The 18899-nt window shown below is 55.9% G+C and carries 14 protein-coding genes; all 14 read right to left on the reverse strand.

All coding sequences use genetic code 11. The annotated features are described in order from the left end of the window. Complete coding sequence (gene rpmI / locus CFT65_RS14890; RefSeq protein ID WP_088828864.1) at positions 1 to 192, reverse strand: 50S ribosomal protein L35; 192 nt, start codon at positions 190 to 192, stop codon at positions 1 to 3. Between the two features lie 94 nt (positions 193 to 286). After that, the gene (gene infC, locus CFT65_RS14895; protein WP_088828865.1) at positions 287 to 832 is read right to left on the reverse strand and encodes a translation initiation factor IF-3; all 546 of its coding nucleotides are present in this window, start codon (positions 830 to 832) and stop codon (positions 287 to 289) included. Next, positions 829 to 2754 carry a threonine--tRNA ligase gene (gene thrS, locus CFT65_RS14900; RefSeq protein WP_088828866.1) on the reverse strand — a complete coding sequence of 642 codons (1926 nt, stop codon included), beginning with the start codon at positions 2752 to 2754 and terminating at the stop codon, positions 829 to 831. Before thrS ends, infC begins: the two co-directional genes overlap by 4 nt. A gap of 152 nt (positions 2755 to 2906) precedes the next feature. Continuing rightward, positions 2907 to 5510: a TRAP transporter permease gene (locus tag CFT65_RS14905; RefSeq protein ID WP_088828867.1), complete on the reverse strand. Its 2604-nt coding sequence runs from the start codon at positions 5508 to 5510 to the stop codon at positions 2907 to 2909. Between the two features lie 83 nt (positions 5511 to 5593). Beyond that, complete coding sequence (locus CFT65_RS14910) at positions 5594 to 6577, reverse strand: TAXI family TRAP transporter solute-binding subunit (protein WP_088828868.1); 984 nt, start codon at positions 6575 to 6577, stop codon at positions 5594 to 5596. A 184-nt stretch (positions 6578 to 6761) separates the two neighbouring features. Next, the gene (locus tag CFT65_RS14915) at positions 6762 to 9146 is read right to left on the reverse strand and encodes an efflux RND transporter permease subunit (protein ID WP_088828869.1); all 2385 of its coding nucleotides are present in this window, start codon (positions 9144 to 9146) and stop codon (positions 6762 to 6764) included. A 46-nt stretch (positions 9147 to 9192) separates the two neighbouring features. Next, the gene (locus tag CFT65_RS14920) at positions 9193 to 10341 is read right to left on the reverse strand and encodes a WD40/YVTN/BNR-like repeat-containing protein (protein WP_228705863.1); all 1149 of its coding nucleotides are present in this window, start codon (positions 10339 to 10341) and stop codon (positions 9193 to 9195) included. A 147-nt stretch (positions 10342 to 10488) separates the two neighbouring features. Further along, positions 10489 to 11874, reverse strand: coding sequence for a DUF1329 domain-containing protein (locus tag CFT65_RS14925; RefSeq protein WP_416376657.1), 1386 nt, complete (start codon positions 11872 to 11874; stop codon positions 10489 to 10491). A 139-nt stretch (positions 11875 to 12013) separates the two neighbouring features. Continuing rightward, complete coding sequence (gene pepN / locus CFT65_RS14930; protein WP_088828872.1) at positions 12014 to 14656, reverse strand: aminopeptidase N; 2643 nt, start codon at positions 14654 to 14656, stop codon at positions 12014 to 12016. 82 nt (positions 14657 to 14738) lie between these two features. Continuing rightward, a complete protein-coding gene (locus tag CFT65_RS14935; protein ID WP_088828873.1) occupies positions 14739 to 15578 on the reverse strand; it encodes a DUF2797 domain-containing protein in 840 nt (279 codons plus the stop codon). Continuing rightward, entirely contained in the window at positions 15575 to 15865 is a 291-nt protein-coding gene (locus CFT65_RS14940) for a YeaC family protein (protein ID WP_088828874.1), read from the reverse strand. The genes CFT65_RS14935 and CFT65_RS14940 overlap by 4 nt, the downstream gene beginning before the upstream one ends. 164 nt (positions 15866 to 16029) lie before the next feature. After that, positions 16030 to 16893 carry a rhomboid family intramembrane serine protease gene (locus tag CFT65_RS14945; RefSeq protein WP_088828875.1) on the reverse strand — a complete coding sequence of 288 codons (864 nt, stop codon included), beginning with the start codon at positions 16891 to 16893 and terminating at the stop codon, positions 16030 to 16032. Between the two features lie 43 nt (positions 16894 to 16936). Further along, positions 16937 to 17950: a metallophosphoesterase gene (locus tag CFT65_RS14950; RefSeq protein WP_088828876.1), complete on the reverse strand. Its 1014-nt coding sequence runs from the start codon at positions 17948 to 17950 to the stop codon at positions 16937 to 16939. Positions 17951 to 17952: 2 nt separating this feature from the next. Continuing rightward, the gene (locus tag CFT65_RS14955) at positions 17953 to 18837 is read right to left on the reverse strand and encodes an NAD(+) kinase (protein WP_064227361.1); all 885 of its coding nucleotides are present in this window, start codon (positions 18835 to 18837) and stop codon (positions 17953 to 17955) included. Positions 18838 to 18899 lie beyond the last annotated feature (62 nt).

Raw genomic sequence — 18899 nt, forward strand, 5'->3', positions numbered from 1 at the left:
TCAGCCCGCGGTCATACGCTTGATAGATGCAACATCTGACTTGGCGATGAGCTTGGTGCCTCGCAGCTGACGCTTACGCTTCGGACTCTTCTTGGTCAGGATGTGACTGGTGAAGGACTGCTTGTGCTTGAAGCCAGTGGCGGTTTTCTTGAACCGCTTGGTGGCTCCGCTTTTGGTTTTCATCTTAGGCATTTTTAAAACTCCGCATTCTATTTTTAAATAAACAATAATGTGCCCCTGAACGACAAATCCCCCGCATGCGCGGGGGAAAAGCACCCGATCAGGTTCACTTCTTCTTGCGGGGCGCCACAACCATGGTCATCTGCCGGCCTTCCATTTTCGGCCGCATCTCTACCTGGGCAAGCTCCTCAATGTCCGCTTCAATGCGCTGCATGAGCTGCATACCAATTTCCTGGTGTGCCATCTCACGGCCACGAAAGCGGATCGTGATTTTGCCGCGGTCCCCGTTTTCAAGGAAACGTACCAGGTTGCGTAGTTTGACCTGATAATCCCCTTCTTCAGTTCCTGGACGGAACTTAAGCTCTTTGACCTGCGTCTGCTTCTGTTTTTTCTTGGCAGCCGCCTTGGCCTTCTTCTCGTCGAAGATTTTCTTGCCGTAGTCCATTATCTTACAGACGATCGGATCGGAATCCGTAACCTGGACCAGGTCAAGAGATGCCTCTTCAGCTTGCTTGATGGCATCCTCAATTGGCACTACACCGACCTGATTGCCTTCGGCATCGATAAGTCGGACTTCGGTTGCGTCAATATTCTCATTGATCGGCGCCTTTGGTGTGCGCCCACCCCGATTCGCTCGCTGTTTAATAATCAGATCTCCGTCTTTGTTTTGCCCTTGCGTTCAACATCTTCCTGTAAAAGCTGCTCGAACGCTTCGAGCGATAGTGTTCCCAGATCTTCGCCTTTGCGGGTTCTCACCGCAACGGCGTTGTTGTCGACTTCTTTGTCGCCGACAACGACAAGGTAGGGAACCTTGTTAAGAGTATGCTCGCGGATTTTAAAGCCGATCTTCTCGTTTCTCAAGTCAGCATTAACCCTATATCCCAAAGAATCCCACTTTTTCGCCAGATTCTGACAATAATCACGCTGATTATCGGTAATATTGAGGATCGCTACCTGAGTCGGCGCAAGCCAGGTCGGGAATGCACCTTCATATTCCTCGATCAGGATACCAATGAAACGCTCGAAGGAACCCAATACCGCCCGGTGCAGCATAACCGGGGTCTTCCGCTCTGAATTGTCAGCAACATACTGTGCACCCAGACGACCCGGCATCGAAAAGTCCACCTGAATAGTGCCACACTGCCACACCCGTCCGATACAGTCTTTCAGAGAGAACTCGATCTTGGGCCCGTAGAAGGCGCCCTCACCCGGCAACAACTCCCAGTCTACCCCTTCACGATTCAGCGCTTCTTCCAGGGCGGCTTCCGCCTTGTCCCAGACCTCATCGGAACCAACCCGTTTTTCCGGGCGGGTTGAGAGTTTGTACAGAATTTCGGTAAACCCGAAGTCTGTGTAGATCTCGTGCAGCATTTCGATAAATGCCGAGACTTCCTGCTGAATAGAATCTTCTTCGCAGAAGATATGGGCATCATCCTGGGTAAAGCCGCGAACGCGCATCAGTCCGTGCAGCGCTCCGGAGGCCTCATTCCGGTGGCAGGAGCCGAATTCCGCCAGCCTCAGCGGCAGATCCTTGTAGCTTTTCAGCCCCTGATTGAATACCTGTACGTGGCAGGGACAGTTCATGGGTTTGATGGCATAGTCGTGCTTCTCCGACTCGGTGGTGAACATGTCATCCTTGAACTTGTCCCAATGCCCTGACTTCTCCCAGAGGGTCCGAGACACCACCTGCGGGGTCTTTATTTCCTTGTAACCATGTTCCTGCTGCTTGCGGCGCATGTACTGTTCAACTTCCTGGTACAGGGACCAGCCATCCGGGTGCCAGAACACCATACCCGGCGCTTCTTCCTGCATATGGAACAGGCCAAGCTTTTTGCCGACCTTTCGGTGGTCCCGCTTCTCAGCCTCCTCCAGACGGTGAAGATAGGCCTTGAGATCCTTCTTGTTACCCCAGGCGGTACCGTACACGCGTTGAAGCTGCTCGTTGCTGGTGTCACCACGCCAGTAGGCGCCAGCCACCTTGGTCAGCTTGAAGGCTTTCAGCTTGCCAGTGCTTGGAACGTGGGGACCGCGACACAGATCAATAAAGTCGCCCTGGCTGTAGAAAGACAGATCTTCTTCACCGGGTATGTCCTGAATGATACGGACCTTGTATTCCTCGCCCATATCTTCAAAAAGCTTGATCGCCTCATCACGGGACATGATGGAGCGTGAAACCGGAAGATCCTGCTTGGAGAGTTCTTCCATGCGCTTCTCGATCCGCGCCAGGTCCTCATTAGTGAACGGGCGGTCGTACTTGAAGTCGTAATAGAAGCCATTGTCGATGACCGGGCCAATGGTGACCTGCGCTCCTGGAAACAGTTCCTGCACAGCCATCGCCATCAGGTGGGCCGTGGAATGACGGATTACATCAACGCCGTCTTCATCACGCTCGGTGACGATAGCAAGCTCGGCGTCATTCTCGATACGATAGCTGGTGTCCACGAGCTGGCCATCAACCTTCCCGGCAAGGGCGGCTTTGGCAAGACCAGCGCCAATATCGGCAGCGACGTCATGAACGGTTACGGGTTCGGCAAAACTGCGATGACTGCCATCAGGCAGGGTTACGACGGGCATGAAAGACTCCTGTTGGTTACTCAGCGGTGATCTATACCAGAGACCACTTGGTGACGGCACGGCGCGATACAAACCGCGGGCCGATTCGAGCCGAAGTCTAACAGAAAAAAACCCGGCAGGTTAATGCCGGGTTTTTACGGACAGACGCAGCATCAGGCCGGCTGGCCGGCGGCCTCCTCCCTGGCCCGCCGACGCAACTGACCAAACGCCAAGAGCCCCAGTAAAGCCAGAGCCGGAATAAACATCAGCTCCTTCGGCGGCCGTTCCAGATCAACCTGCACAGCATCGATGGTCCAGCCAAACTGGATCCCCGCATCCTCCGCCGGGCTGCCGAAACCAACGAAATCCACCGCCATCTTTTCGCCATCCGGGCTTAGCTCGAGGCCGGCGTCCATCAGGCGTTGCTCGGGCGTCTCGCCAGCGGGAATCTCAAGGCGCACATACGTTGTCACGTCATCCCCGTCAATCGTCATACCAGAAGCTTTCAGGACAAGCGGTTTGTCAGCCGGCACGTCCTCCACATATTCCATGATCTCGGCGCCGGGCTTGTCTGCCGTAGGCGGATAGATCATGTCCCACCAAAAACCGGGCCGGAACATAGTGAACGTGATCAGCAACAACAAAAGCGATTCCCACTTGTAGCTTTTGGTGAACCAGAAACCCTGGGTGGCCGCGGAAAAGACCAGCATCGCCGTCACCGCGCTGAAGATCGTTACCAGGAGATCAAACCAACCGCTCAACCCAATGAGCAACAACTGGGTGTTGAAAATGAACATGAACGGCAGAATCGCCGTACGGATGTCATAGGTAAAGCCCTGGACACCCGTTCGTATCGGGTCTGCCCCCGATATCGCAGCGGCGGCATAGGCCGCCAGCCCCACGGGCGGCGTATCGTCCGCCAGAATACCGAAATAGAACACAAACAGATGCACCGCAATCAGTGGCACGATCAGCCCATTCTGGGCGCCCAAAGTGACGATCACCGGCGCCATAAGGGTGGACACGACGATGTAGTTTGCTGTGGTCGGCAAACCCATACCAAGGATCAGACTGATGATGGCCGTGAAAATCAGCATCAGCAACAGATTGCCGCCGGACAGGAATTCTACAAACTCTGTCATCACCAGGCCGATACCAGTCAGGGTGACCGTCCCCACCACAATACCTGCGGTGGCAGTTGCCACGCCAATACCCACCATGTTCCGCGCGCCAGTGGCGAGCGAATGCGCCAGATCAAACACACCGTCTTTGAACGCACCGAGGAAGTTGCCGTGCTTATAGAAAAAAGCCTTCAGTGGTCGCTGTGTCACGACAATGAAAATCATGAACAGCGTGGCCCAGAACGCCGACAGCTGGGGTGAGAAACGCTCAACCGTAAGACACCACACCAGCACCACAACGGGCAGAAGGAAGTACAGTCCGGTCTTTACCGTCGGGCCAACCGGGGGCAGTTCGCCCATATCCTTGTCCGGATCGTCTTCCTCGAGTTCAGGGAATCGGGTGGCATAGCCAACCAGGCCGACATAGATGAGCACCAGCAAAGGTGCCAACACCCAGATCGCCGCTTCACCGAAAAGCGTTTTCGTCCAGCCAATCCCGTAATAAACCACGAGGGTCAGCACACTCAGGCCAATCAGGATAACGACCCAGTTCAGCATCCGCTGGGCAAGCGTCGGCTTGTTGAGACGCTCGATACCCTGCATGTTCAGCTTGCAGGCCTCAAGATGGACAATATAGATCAGTGCCACATATGAGATCAGTGCCGGCAGGATGGCGTGCTTGATGACCTCCAGGTACGAAATGCCCACATACTCGACCATCAGGAAAGCGGCTGCCCCCATGATTGGAGGTGTCAGCTGGCCGTTGGTGGACGCCGCCACTTCCACTGCGCCGGCCTTGGTAGCCGGAAAACCGACTCGCTTCATCAGCGGGATGGTGAACGTCCCGGTGGTGACAACGTTGGCGATAGACGAACCGGAAATAACGCCGCTTAAACCACTGGAAACCACTGCAGCCTTTGCAGGACCACCACGCATATGCCCCAACATGGCGTAGGCGACCTTGATAAAGTAATTACCGGCACCTGCCCGCTCAAGCAGCGCACCAAACAACACAAACAGGAAAACGAAGCTCGTGGAAACCCCGAGTGCGACACCAAACACACCCTCGGTGCCCAGCCACTGGTGCGACGCCAGCTTGCTCAGACTCACGCCTTTATGGGCGATCACATCCGGCATATAGGGGCCGGCAATCGAATAGGTGATAAAAACAGCGGCGACGATCGTCAGTGGCAATCCCAGTGCGCGACGTGTCGCTTCCAGCAACAGCACAAGCCCGACCAGCGCAACCCACAGATCCTGGGTGATAGGCGCTCCGGGGCGTGTCGAAAGCTCTTCATAAAAAACGTAAAGGTACGAGGCGCAGAAAGCCGCAACAAGCGCCAGAATCCAGTCATAGATCGGCACGATATTCACGTGCCGCCCCTTGATCATGGGAAAGGCGGAAAACGCCAGGAAAACCGCAAACGCGAGGTGGATGGAACGCGCTTCCGTGGAATTGAAAATGGCAAAATTGAGAATATAGGGGAGCGGTGACGCAATCCAGAGCTGAAACAGCGACCACATCAGGGGAACGATAAACAGAATGACCGCGGCATACCCAGTGGTCGCCCGGCCCCCGGTCTCAGTCTGCAGGATCTCGTCTACATTACCGCCACCGCCACCACCAGCCCCGTTAGCCGGATCGCTCGTCGCCATAAATTAATCCTGTCACGTAAAAGATGATTCTCTGAAAGGACGACACAGCGGGCCGAAGCCCGCTGTGTCGGAGTACAGACAGATCAGTCGATCAGGCCGGCTTCCTTGTAGTACTTGGCAGCACCCGGGTGCAGAGGCGCACTCAGGGCATCAGAGACCATCTCTTCCTTGTTCAGGTTGGCAAACGCAGGATGCAGACGCTTGAAGCTGTCGAAGTTCTCGAAAACAGCCTTCACAACGGCGTAGACAACATCGTCGGGCACATCAGTGGATGACACGAAGGTTGCCGCAACGCCAAAGGTGGTCACGTCGTCGTCACTGCCACGATACATTCCGCCAGGAATAACCGCTTTACGATAGTACGGGTTATCGTCAATCAGCTTCTGGGTGGCGGCGTTATCCACGTTAACCAGGACGCTGTCACAGGAAGTTGTCGCTTCCTTGATCGCACCGGAAGGGTGGCCAACGGTGTAGAAGAAGGCATCAATGTTGCCATCACAGAGGGCCTGGGACTGCTCTGCCGCCTTGATTTCGGCGGCCAGGGAGAATTTGTCCGTAGTCCAGCCCATTTCATTCATCAGAACTTCAGCGGTGGCACGCTGGCCAGAGCCAGGGTTACCTATGGATACCCGCTTACCTTCAAGATCTTCAAAGGCCTTGATACCGGATCCCTTGCTGGCAACAACGGTAAACGGCTCCGGGTGAAGGGAAAAGACCGCGCGAAGATCCTTGTTGGCGCCATCGTCCTTGAACTGGCTGGTGCCGTTATAGGCATGGTACTGCCAGTCAGACTGGGCGACTGCCAGATCAAGCTCGCCCTGACGGATAGCGTTCAGGTTGTAGACGGAACCACCGGTACTCTCGACGGAGCAGCGAATACCATGCTCTTTACGGTCCATGTTCACCAGACGACAGATCGCGCCGCCGGCCGGATAATAAACGCCGGTTACACCGCCGGTGCCGATGGTTACAAAGCGCTGCTCCTGAGCGGAAACGGAGGTTGAAGCAGCACCCAGGCTGACTGCGGCAGCGACAGCGAATGCGGAGGCTTTGAGTTTCAGTGTCATGTGAGTTCTTCCTTTTTTCTGTTCATTGTAATTCGGCGCCCGCTTCGAGGCGGGCAAGACTTTCGGTCAAGATAAAACATAGACCACTTCGCACCATAAATAAAGTATGGATTAGCTCGCTAACCGATTGAGCAGACAACAAAAAAGCCCGCAGCGCGGGCTTTTTTGCAAGTCTTTTCGAATGTTATTTCGCAGCTCGGGCCTTGGCAAGCATCTGATCCGGCCGCAACAAGAACCGGGCCAGAGCGGGCAACAGCCAGATGGCCCCCACCATGTTCCAGAGGAACATGAAGAACAGCAGGAAGCCCATGTCGGCCTGGAACTTGATGGGCGAGAATATCCAGGTGACAACACCCAGGCCAAGGGTTACGCCGGTAAACATAACCGCCTTACCCGTCGAACGCAGGGTCTCATAATAAGCCTCCTGAAGCGTTTTGCCCTCAAGCAGGTATTTCTCCAGCTTGCTGTAGATATAAATGCCGTAGTCAACACCTATACCGACACCCAGGGCAATAACCGGCAGGGTCGCCACTTTGATACCAATGCCGGATACCGCCATGATCGCCTCACACAGGATTGAAGTCAGCCCCAGGGGGATCACGATACACAGCACGGCACGAATGGAGCGGAAAGTCGCGAAGCACAGCAAACTCACCACGCTGTAAACGAGGATCAGCATCTTGTCCTTGGCGCCGGAGATAACCTCGTTGGTAGCGGCCTCAACACCGGCGTTACCGGCCGCCAGCAAGAACCTGTGCTCATCGGTGCTGTTGTTCTCGGCAAACTGTTCGACCCGCTCAACGACGGTTTGGAGGGTTTCTGCCTTGTGATCCTCAAGGAACACCAACACCGGCGTCAGGCTGCAATCGGTATTGATCAACCCGGCAGGCGCCTCACGAATGGACGCATTGATGATGGTCTGGTTGCGGGAGATCTCATACCACTTCCAGTTGCCCTCGTTCAGCGCCTTGGTCACCATCTTGGAGACATCTGCAAGTGATACGGAAGACTGCACGCCCGGTGTGTTCTGAAGTTCCCATTGCAGAGTATCCATGGCCCGCAGCACATTGTATTGCGTGCACTGCTCTTCCGGCGTTTTGACCATCACCACCAATACATCGGCACTGGTCGAGTAATTGTTGATGATGTAGGCGTTGTCCTTGTTATAGCGGGAGTCTGCACGAAGCTCTGGCGCACCCTGATCTAGGTCGCCGATCTTGAGGTCCTGCTTGTAATAAAGACCAAGTCCGAGGCCAATTACAGCAATCAACAACGAGATGGGCGCTACGCCTGGATGAGAGAAGTAGGACAAAAGACGCCATTTACGATCCTGTTTTTCGCCGTGATTCTGTACGTGACGGATACCGCCCTTGGAGATACCGACATAGGACATAATCAGTACATGCAACACCAGGTTGGTGAAGATCACGAACGCAACACCAATACCGGCGGCAACGGCCAGGTCCCGGATAACGTCGATCTCGATAAAGAACAGGGTCAGGAAACCAAAGGCGTCTGAAATCAGAGCCAGCATGCCCGGTATGTAAAGAGCACGGAAAGCCAGGCGCGCGGCAGTCACCGCATCAAAGCCCTTGGCAGCCTCGACGGCCATGGCATTGACAATCTGAACGCCGTGACTAATGCCGATCGCAAACACCAGGAAGGGCACCAGCACAGAATACGGGTCCAGACCATAGCCCAGGAGCCGCAGAGTTCCCAGCTGCAGGAAAACCGCAATGATTGAGGTGAAGACGGGTACCAGAGTGCCGGCAATCGCCCGGGAGTACCAGAACAACAGCAGCGTGGTCAGCAGGATGGTGATCCCGGCAAACCAGGCGATAGAACCTATCCCCTCAATCAGGTCGCCGACCTTCTTGGCAAAACCCACAATATGAATCTGGATATCCGGATTCTGTTCTTCGTATTTGTCCCGAATCTTTTCTTCAAGCTGACGGGAAAATTCGCCGTAGTCCAGAGCCTCACCGGTTTCCGGATTCTTCTCGTACAGCGGCGCATAAACAATCGTTGATTGGAAGTTATCAGAGATCAGGCGCCCGACCTCGTTAGAACGAAGAACGTTCTGACGAAGCTGCTCAAGACTGTCCCGGGAGCCGTCATAGCCGTCCGGTATGACAGTGCCACCCTGGAAACCCTGTTCGGTAACCTCGACCCAGCGAACGTTCGACGTCCAGAGAGATTTGAGGCCGGAGCGATCCACGCCGTTGAGATAGAAGACCTCGTCGGTAATCTGCTTCAGGGTCTCCATGTACTCCTGGGTGAAAATATCGCCCTCTTTTGCTTCGACGGCGATACGAACAAAGTTACCCAGATTCTCCAGGTCATCCCGATGCTCGAGCATATTCACAATGTAGGGATGCTCAAGCGGAATCATCCGCTCGAAACTGGCGTCAGGCTGAATCTTGATGGCGTTGTACCCGAGAAAAAGCGTCAACGCTGCAAAGACAATAAGAATGATGGGCCGATTGTTGAAGATCAGCCTTTCGAGAAAGGGTTCGGCCTTGGGCGTGGTCAGGTAGTGCTCGCCCTTGTCATGCTTAGGGTTGGACATTCAAAAGCCCCTCTATTGTTCGTTCGGTTGTTGCCACATCAGGGCGTTATTGAAGGTTTCTGCCACGGGCGTCTGTAATTTTTGCGCCACCTTCGCCGACAATCAGCAGGTCTGTGCCTGAAATAGGCACCGCACTCATGACACCTTCACGATCACTGCGGAAATACTCGCGGAAGGTTTCTGCGCCATTCGTGCTCATCAGTACCGCACCACTATTTCCCACCAGGGTAATGCGCCCATCATCGGCAACGACGCCGTCGTTGAGTGTAGCCCCGGCCGAATTGGGAACCATCCGCCAACTCTTGCCGAGGTCTGAAGAAAACAGCATATTGCCACGAAGGCCGAAGGCGAGAAGCTCGTTCACCTGGCCTGTACCGATAACACCGAACAGGGAGCCTTCATAAGGCGCTTCACGGCGCTCAAAGGTCTCACCACCGTCTACAGAGACATGTATCTGTCCGGCTTCACCAACGACAACCAGGGCTCCGCCCGTGATGCGGGTGATGCCGTTAAGGTGGAAGTTCTGCCGGTTGTCGATTCTTGGCGCCCAGTCTTTCCAGGTCTCACCGCCGTCCATGGTGCGCAGGAACATGCCGTAGGCGCCCACCACAAAACCGCGGTTCTCATTTTCAAACCAGACATCCAGTAGCGGGTTAACTGGACCGATGTCCATATCCGCCTGAATGTTCTCGAGGGCGAAGTAGAGGTCATCCAGCGCCCACTCGAGATCTTCTTTCTCTTCTTCGGGCGCTTCTTCGATGCGCTCCTCCATGGCGGAAATCTGCTCTTCCCGGCTCTCAATGGCCAGTTCCATGGCGCGGATACCGTCAATCTGAAGGCTCCAGGTGGCCCCGGCATCAGTCGTGTGCAGGACAACGCCGCTGTGGCCCACTGCCCAGCCATGGCTGTCGGAGCCGAAATCGATCCCTGTCAGGGTCACAGAAACAGGAACTTCACCCTGAACCCAGGTTTTCCCCTCATCGTCCGAATAGATGATATGGCCGCGCTCTCCCACAGCCACAATACGATCCCCAACCCGGGTCGCATCGGTGAGAAGATTTTCCGGGGCCAGATCCGTCGGCCGGGCCGGGGTTTCGATGATATCTGCAAGCGCAAACGCTGCAGGGGCAGACCAGACCATGGAAAGTCCAAGGCAGGCAGCGCCCAGAGTCTTGCACATCAACCTTTTAGCCATTCAGATTGCCTATTATGTTGTATTGAACTGTGTCTCTGACCGGCAAAGCCGGGAATAACTGTGAACATACCGGCAACCTTACGATTGCCGGTATGTTGGGTCGCCACTTCCTGTGGACGGGGGACGCATCCCTCGGCCAACAGCGCGTTAGCGAACACTCCTGCGGCGCAGGGAGGCCGGCGAGAAGTAGCGCTTGTTCGGGACCTCGTCGGTGAACACGCGGGTATTTGGCTCTTCTGTGTCCAGACCGAGCACATGATAACGACGGGCCTGAAGGTCATGATAGACGTCAAGAACCGTCCACACACCCGGAAGTTCATAATAATTTTTAGGCAGTCCCATCGTTACACGCCAGAGTTCGCCGCGACCATCGTATTGATCCAGCAGAACCGTGTTCCAGCTGTCCTCGTCAATGTAGAAGCGGCGCTTGCCATAAATATGGCGCTCACCGTCTTTCAGTGTGGCTTCAACCACGTGCACACGGTGAAGCTCCCAGCGGGTGAGGTCCGGGTTCAAGTGGGAGGTGCCCAGGATTTCCTCGTAAGGGAGGCCTTTTTCGCCAATACGGTAATTGTTGTAGGGGATGTAGATTTCCCGCTTGCCTTCATAGTTCCAGTTGTAGCGGTCCATGGCCCCGTTGAAGATGTCAGTATCATCGGCGGTACGCAGGTTGTCAGCCGCTGCGATCGGGGAATCGTAACCAAGGTTTGGTGCCCGGCGCACGCGGCGCTGGCCGGCGTTGTAGCCCCAACCGTTACGCGGATTGATGATCTGGTTCAGAGTTTCATGAATCAGAATGGCACCGCCGGCAAGGCGGGGTGGCGATTGGGTAAACGACAGATAATAAAAAATTACGTTATCCAGGTCCTCTTCACCACCTTCCGGGTTGTAAAAGTTGAAGAAAACTTCCTGTTGGGAGGTAACCAGCGAATAGTCGCCACTGGTCTGGACCGCCACCTCACTGGATCGACGGGTAACAGAGATGCCGCGCCAGCGGGTCAGATGGTTCCAGACCGCCTGCCAGGCTTTCTGCTCGTCATTACCGTGCAGAATCGGAAAAGGGTAGCCGCCGAAAGCACCGTCCAGACCTTCGCTCTGGCCAACAATTTCTGCGCTTACCGCGTTCTCGCGGGTGTTCTCGGCCACCCATTGGGGAACGGCATGGGTACGGCGAGACTGGTAAACAGGAACCCGAAACGTTGTCGGATAGGTTTCCAGCATCGCCCTCACGCCATCGGCGAGGTACTCTTCGTACTGCTCCATGTTGGAGGGTGTGATGGTAAACAGGACTTCATCATCGGGGAACGGATTGATGTGGTGCTGCCCAGTACCCTCGTAACCGGGAGGTGGCTCTGTCAGGCCACCAGTCCACGCCGGGATGGTTCCGGCGCTGTTGCCGGCCCTGGGTGACCCAAAGGGTGTCAACTCCTGGCCCAGGCGGGCCGCTTCACTAGCGGAAACCGCCGCCCACGCAGGCGATGATGCCACGGAGAGAGCCATCAGGCCGCCGAGAATCGCATTTTTGTTATACATCATTGTGAAACCCTAAGTGCGTCTGGAAGCCTCTGCGGAGGCTTTTTTATTGTCGTCTGATGGAATTACAGACCTTATTCCAGACTACCCGACCCCAGACTAAAGTCTATCGACCGAAAGTGCGATTTTGTAGCCGGCTTCAATCGGCAAGGCTTTTGTGCACTACCTCATAGACATCCCGTGACAATCCGGACTTGTCGCGAATACGCTCCAGGGCCGTTTTCATCAGGCCACTGTAAGCCGGCGCAAACTTTCTCCATCGGGTCAGCGGCGTCACCAGACGCGCGGCGATCTGCGGGTTGCTGTCGTCCAGGCGACAGACCTGATCTGCCAGGAATTCATAACCCGAACCATCCGGTTTGTGGAACGCCGCCAGGTTCTGGCCTGCGAATGCGCCCACCACAGAACGAATCTTGTTGGGGTTTTTCCAATCGAACGCCGGATGCTCCAGAAGATTATGGATGTCCTCCAGCTGCCCGGCCTGGTCACTGGCCGCCTGCACGGAGAACCACTGCTCAATAACCTGTGGGTCGTCCTGGAACCGATGGTAGAAGTCATCCAGTGCCCGCTGGCGATCAGCCTCAAAACCTGAATTGACCAGAGCCCGCAAGGCTCCCATCCGATCGGTCATATTGTCAGCAGCGTTCAACTGGCTGACTGCCAGGCCCCGGCCTTCCTCATCATTGATCATCAGCAACCAGGCCAGAGCGGTATTGCGGAGGCTACGACGGGCAATGGCCTCCGGCGTCACCTCATAGGGACCACTGCCCTGTTGGTGCTGGTAGCAGGCAATCAGCTCAGGTTTCAGGGCGCCGGCCAGATGCCGGAGTACCGCGTCACGAGCCCGATGGATGGCCGGCACATCGGCGTTATCCGATAGTTCAATCAGGTACGCCTCGGAGGGCAGCTGCAGCATTTTTGCCACCAGGGCCTGATCCAGCTCGGTGTCGGAAATCAGCTTGCGATAGGCCTCAACCAGTCTCGGTTCGATTTCCGCATCGTCCGGCGCCCCAACCAGCGACTGGATAACATCCACCGTCAATCTCTGGCCCGCATCCCAGCGATTGAATCCGTCCGGATCGTGGCTCATAAGGAAAAGCAGCTGTTCGCGGGTCCATGGGTAGCGTATCCGAACCGGTGCAGAAAAGTGCCGCAACAGCGACGGGACCGGCCTGGACTCGATCTCATGAAATTCAAACGTATGGACCGCTTCGGTATGTTCAAGCACCCGCTCCGTCGGCGCACTCACCTGGCCCGGCTCAAGCTGAAGCGGCAGGGACTGCCCATCCTGTCCAAGCAGGCCAAGCGCAAACGGAATGTGCTGCGGCTTCTTGTTGGTCTGCCCCGGGGTATCCGGAATGCTCTGCTCTACGGTAAGGCGATACACACCTTTTCCGGCGTCAAATTCATCCGACACGTTGAGTACCGGCGTTCCGGCCTGCTCGTACCATAGGCGGAACTGTCCCAGATCTCGACCGGAAGCATCCTCCATGGCTTTGACAAAATCATCGGTCGTTACCGCCTGGCCATCATGACGCTCAAAATACAGATCGCTGCCCTTACGGAACATGTCCGGCCCCAGCAAGGCGTGGATCATCCGCACAACCTCTGCACCTTTTTCGTAAATGGTCAGGGTATAGAAGTTGGAAATTTCCATGTAGGAAGCTGGCCGAACCGGATGGGCCATCGGGCCACCGTCTTCGGCAAACTGGGCGGTACGCAGCAGCGTCACATCCTCAATCCGCTTCACCGTCGGAGAACCCATATCCGCCGAGAACTGGGAATCCCGGAATACGGTGAAGCCTTCTTTCAGGCTGAGCTGAAACCAGTCCCGGCAGGTAACCCGGTTACCGGACCAGTTGTGAAAATACTCGTGGGCGACGATGGCTTCGATGCGCTGGAACGCCATGTCCGTGGCGGTTTCCTGGCTGGCCAGCACGCAGGAGGAGTTGAAGATATTGAGTCCCTTGTTCTCCATGGCGCCCATGTTGAAATCATCCACCGCCACAATCATGAAGATATCGAGATCGTACTCACGACCATAGACGTCCTCATCCCAGCGCATGGACCGTTTCAGGGAATCCATCGCGTGGTCGCACTTCTCGGCATTGCGGGGCTCCACGTACATGCGCAGATCGATGTCGCGCCCCGAACACGTTGAGAACGTATCCCGCTTTTCCACCAGGTCTCCGGCCACCAGGGCGAAGAGGTAGCAGGGCTTGGGGAATGGGTCTTCCCAGGTGACAAAATGCCGGCCGTTTTCCAGCTCGCCTTTTTCCACATCATTACCGTTCGAGAGAAGCACCGGATAGGCGTTCTTGTTGGCTTCGATGCGGGTACGGAAGCGTGCCATCACGTCCGGACGATCCGGGAAGAAAGTAATGCACCGGAAGCCTTCCGCCTCGCACTGGGTGCAGAACATGCCGGAGGATTTATACAGACCTTCCAGACGGGTATTGTTCTGGGGCTCTATCCAGGTCACTACCGTCAAGGTGAACTGCTTTGGTACAGAGCGGACCACTAGTTGATCGCCCCGGTCCTCAAAATCACCCGCAGACAGCTCCTCGCCGTCCAGGACAACGGATTCCAGCGTCAGACTGTCGCCGTCAAGCTCCAGGGGTGCAGATACGTCGTCAGATTCCGGGTTCCGGCGAAGCTGCAGCGTGCTGTGCACCCGCGCCCCATCTTCAAAAAGCTCGAACCTGAGGTCTACAGTGTCGACCAGATACGCGGGTACCTTGTAATCGCTCAGATAAATGGTCTGTGGCTGGCTGGTACGCATTGGTTTTCTCCAGAATTCGCGGCCTGCGGGCGCAGATATTCAGCACCCGCAGACATGAAAAGATTGACCGGGCAAGGCGCTGTCAGCCCTCCATGACCCGGAAACGGACTTCATAACCGGTGAATTTCCGAATGTTGATCACACCGGTATCCAGGATCAGGTACTGTCCCTTGATACCTTCAAGGACACCTTCCACTTCCGGCGTTTTGTCGAGATTATGGGTTTTGATTTTTTCTGGCCAGGCCTGGACCGGATAGCTCAGGCCAAGGCCCTGTTCGTCAACTTCACGGATTGAATCCTGACCGTGGGTCTGCCTGAGTGCTTCAAGATCGTTGGCGATCAGCCCGAGAATACGCTGCCGCTCTTCCAACAGGTCCAGCTCGGGAACGTCACCCTTTAACATTGCACGCCAGTTGGTCCGGTCGGCAACGTGTGTTTTACAGGCAACTTCTACCAGCCCGGCAATATACCGCGTTGCAACACGCACCATCGGAATAGCGTCTACCGCCCCCTGATCGATCCAGCGTGTCGGCACCTGGGACCCCCGGGTAATACCCACTTTCAGACCGGAAGAGTTGGCCAGATAAACCACGTGTTCCACCATGCAATGTGTTTCACCCCACTCCGGCTCGCGGCAGGTGCCAAGGTGATAGTGGCACTTTTCCGGACTCATGATGCAACTGTCACAAGCCGCCAGCTTGCGGAAGCAGGGATAACAGAAGCCCTGATTGAAACTCTTTTTAGTCTTCCGATCGCAGTGGATGCAACGGATTACGCCGTCGAAATCCAGACGCACCGGTCGGCCAATCAGATCGTTCAGGGGGATGCGGGTATCGCCCACAGCAATGGAGTAAGCCACCGGGTCGCCCGCCTCCGCCGGCATTTTGCGAAGCCGGCCGGTGACATCAATCAGCTCGCTCAAGACTTGACCTCAACAAACTGGTCCGGATCCACGTCGCCGTTACCCTGCTTGCGCTGAACCGAAGGATCGCAAGCGGTGCCGGCCTTGCTGCCCCTGTCGAGGTAGCCGGTACGCTCCTCTTCAGGAATGTTGTGCAGATTCTCATAGTAAATCACCGCTTCCAGGCTGATTTCACGCTGTTCGGGCGTCAGCTTGCGGCCGTCAGGCCATTTCCCGAGCTCAATCGACTGCCGGAGACTCCGGTAAACATTGGGGTCCAGGCGCTCGATCAGTTCTTCGTAGGTCATCCCGCTCTCCTGAAAAAACGTTCATAAAAATGTGGCAGAACCGTTTGACAGCATCAAACGATAATGATTATCATTACTTCACCAAATGACGACGGTCGTTTCATTTGGTCTCTCTCATCAGGAGCTAAAAGCTCTTTTAACGCCCCGCCTCTGGCGGGGCTTTTTTATGCGCCCCGCCTACGTCTTACGGGCAAAACCACCGCAAGGGCCAGCCCGGCAACAAATCCACCCAGGTGCGCTTCATTGGCCATACGCCCGAGCCCGATCATTTCGGGGAGCGACGTAAACCCGATCACCATCCACGCAACCGCAAAGGTAACCAGTGCAGGCGGAAACTGGAACCTCGGTGCAGATCGCTGGCTAAGCCAGCAGTAGCCCAGAATCCCATAAACCACCCCGGATAGCCCACCGAAAAGAGGCCCGGACACAAAATACTGCAAGCCATTGGAGAACAGGCTCGTAATCACAAACAGAGTGATCAATCGGGCCCGACCATCGAACCACTCGATCTGGCTGCCCAGAAACCAGAGCATGACGGAATTGAAAATTATATGGGTCCAGCTGAAGTGCAGAAAATCCGGTGTCAGCAGCCGCCAGATCTGGCCACTGGCCAGGGTGGCGGTTAACGCGTCAATACGACCGGCCATGGTGCTCCAGTCATAATCCCGGGGATCAATCATCATCAGGCCGACCGCCAGTTCATTCTGGCCCATGGCCGTGAGCCAGACCATGGCCACAGCAAACACAATAATCCCGATTACGAGCGGCGCATGACGAGGTGAAGGCTGCCAGCGCCCGCCAACAAAAACCGGCGACCGGTTCTGGCGATCCACAGCTTCCCTGATTTCGGGTTCCGCCATGAAGCGATCAAGGGCGGAGAGCACGGGTTCAGCGTGGGCAGGATCTTCCAGCCAGAGTACCTGGAAGCCCCCTTCTTCCGTAATGCGATGGGTCACACCCTGCCCGTTCAGCCAACGGCTGAAGCTGGCCAGATTCACCGTAGTATCCAACTGCTTGACTCGGTACACCGCTTACTCCGCCTCCGGAATTGATTCAGCCTCGATGCTCGGTTTAGCGCGCAACGCTGTCTTCGCTGGTCGGATAGTCCGGTTGCTCCGGCCTTTCCACATCTACCCAGACAAACTTGTCCCGGCAAAGTGCCCGCTCACCATCCATCCGATAAGCCACCAGCCGCCCGTACTTCACGGCACTGTAGTCGATGCAGGCGACATTGGACTTGAGCGGCGCCGGCTCACCCTCCATCCAGTAATGCCCCACAAACACCGGCGGCGCATCAAGGGGATAGCTGATGAGCTGTTTGCGCTCGTCCTCAGTCAGTACCCGGCTTGCCACTTCCGGTGGCAGTGGGTCTGGCTGGAATACCACATCGGCATAAGTATGCGGATCGTCGGCCCAGAACTTGGTTCGGAAAAACTCACGCACGTAGCCGTCCCGACCGGTGATGGCCATGCCCTCGGGAAGCCTGAGATCTGTTCCCCGCAAAAGCGTATCCATGACCTGCCCGGCAAAGGACTCAATAGCGGCAGACGCGTGCAGGAAGTCCTCATCGATACAGGCGCCGCCCTGCGACTGCTTGAATTTTTCGATCAGATCGCCGTCCCAGCAGGCGTGAACAACCCGGAAATCCTCATCGTCGATGAACAGCGGTATGGTATAGAACCACTCGAGAAATTCATTCCACTCGTACGGATGCGCCTCGAACTGTTCCAGCGTCTCCCGGATCAGACGGTCATGACGGGCGTTGTGCTCACGCAAAAAGGTTTTGCCGCTGCCGGGACGTGCACGCGTGCAGTAACCCAGTGCATTGTATTCATGATTGCCCATAACAATGCGGGCCGAACCGTGTTCCACCATATCCCGCACAAGGTGCAACGCCTCGCGGATGCGAGGGCCGCGATCGATAATATCGCCGATGAAGATCGCCTGGCGACGTGGGTGCTGATAAACCCCGTTGACCTTACGGTACCCCATCTGGTCCAGCAATCTGGTGAGCGTATGGGCACAACCGTGAATATCGCCAATGATGTCGTAACCGCGGCTTGCGGTCGGATTTGTTGCAGCCATGATCAACTCGCTGATATTTCACTAGCCCAGCCAAGCTTGTCACGGCAGGTGGCGTAGAAATTATGGTCGGTGGGGTGAATCAACCGGATCTTGAACGGCTTTTTGGTAATGCGAATGATATCGCCTGGCGCACAGGCAATGTTCATCTGGCCGTCAAAGCTGATTTGCGGATAGGTTTCATTGGTCTCCCCGATCACCAGTTTGATCTCACTCTTGCCATCGACAACGATCGGCCTGCTACTGAGAGTGTGGGGAAACATGGGCACCAGAACAATGGCATCCAGCTTGGGATGCATGATCGGGCCGCCCGCGGAAAGCGAGTAGGCCGTAGACCCTGTCGGAGTGGAGACGATCAGGCCATCCGAGCGCTGGCTGTAGACAAAATGACCGTCAATGAACAGATCGAAGCCGATCATCCGGGTGGATTTACCCGGATGCAGCACGACATCGTTCAGGGCGGTACCAAACCCGAGGGGCTGGCCATTACGCTCGACGTTGCCATCCAGCAAAAACCGTGTTTCCTCCATGTATTCGCCCTCCAGAACCTTACCCAGTCGTTCCTCGAGGTCGGAAGGCGATATGTCGGTCAGAAAGCCCAGACGGCCACGGTTCACCCCAAGCAAGGGAATCTTGGACTTGGCCAGCTCACGGGCGGCGCCCAGAAGGCTGCCATCACCGCCGACCACGATAACCAGATCACAGATCTCGCCCAGCAGTTTTTTGCTTGCCACCTGCAGGCCATGCCCGGGCAACATGCTGGCCGTGTCTTCCTCAAGAATGACGTGGTAGTTGTTGGCGATCAGGTACTGTTTGAGCTGGCGCAGCGATTCAACCACTTTCACGCTGCCCATACGGCCAATCACACCAATGTTCCTGAACTGATCCATGAAGTTTCCTGTGGTGTCGGGATGCGGCGGGGACAAACGAAACCGTTACCCCGGTGACAATC

Origin of the sequence: Marinobacter sp. es.048 (assembly GCF_900188435.1) — a bacterium.
In the GTDB taxonomy this organism is placed as follows: domain Bacteria; phylum Pseudomonadota; class Gammaproteobacteria; order Pseudomonadales; family Oleiphilaceae; genus Marinobacter.

Excerpts from the sequence above, each read along its gene's own strand:
- rpmI (WP_088828864.1), bottom strand. The coding sequence starts at position 192 with ATGCCTAAGATGAAAACCAAAAGCGGAGCCACCAAGCGGTTCAAGAAA.
- thrS (WP_088828866.1), bottom strand. The coding sequence starts at position 2,754 with ATGCCCGTCGTAACCCTGCCTGATGGCAGTCATCGCAGTTTTGCCGAA.
- CFT65_RS14905 (WP_088828867.1), bottom strand. The coding sequence starts at position 5,510 with ATGGCGACGAGCGATCCGGCTAACGGGGCTGGTGGTGGCGGTGGCGGT.
- CFT65_RS14910 (WP_088828868.1), bottom strand. The coding sequence starts at position 6,577 with ATGACACTGAAACTCAAAGCCTCCGCATTCGCTGTCGCTGCCGCAGTC.
- CFT65_RS14915 (WP_088828869.1), bottom strand. The coding sequence starts at position 9,146 with ATGTCCAACCCTAAGCATGACAAGGGCGAGCACTACCTGACCACGCCC.
- CFT65_RS14920 (WP_228705863.1), bottom strand. The coding sequence starts at position 10,341 with ATGGCTAAAAGGTTGATGTGCAAGACTCTGGGCGCTGCCTGCCTTGGA.
- CFT65_RS14925 (WP_416376657.1), bottom strand. The coding sequence starts at position 11,874 with ATGTATAACAAAAATGCGATTCTCGGCGGCCTGATGGCTCTCTCCGTG.
- pepN (WP_088828872.1), bottom strand. The coding sequence starts at position 14,656 with ATGCGTACCAGCCAGCCACAGACCATTTATCTGAGCGATTACAAGGTA.
- CFT65_RS14940 (WP_088828874.1), bottom strand. The coding sequence starts at position 15,865 with ATGACCTACGAAGAACTGATCGAGCGCCTGGACCCCAATGTTTACCGG.
- CFT65_RS14950 (WP_088828876.1), bottom strand. The coding sequence starts at position 17,950 with ATGGCTGCAACAAATCCGACCGCAAGCCGCGGTTACGACATCATTGGC.
- CFT65_RS14955 (WP_064227361.1), bottom strand. The coding sequence starts at position 18,837 with ATGGATCAGTTCAGGAACATTGGTGTGATTGGCCGTATGGGCAGCGTG.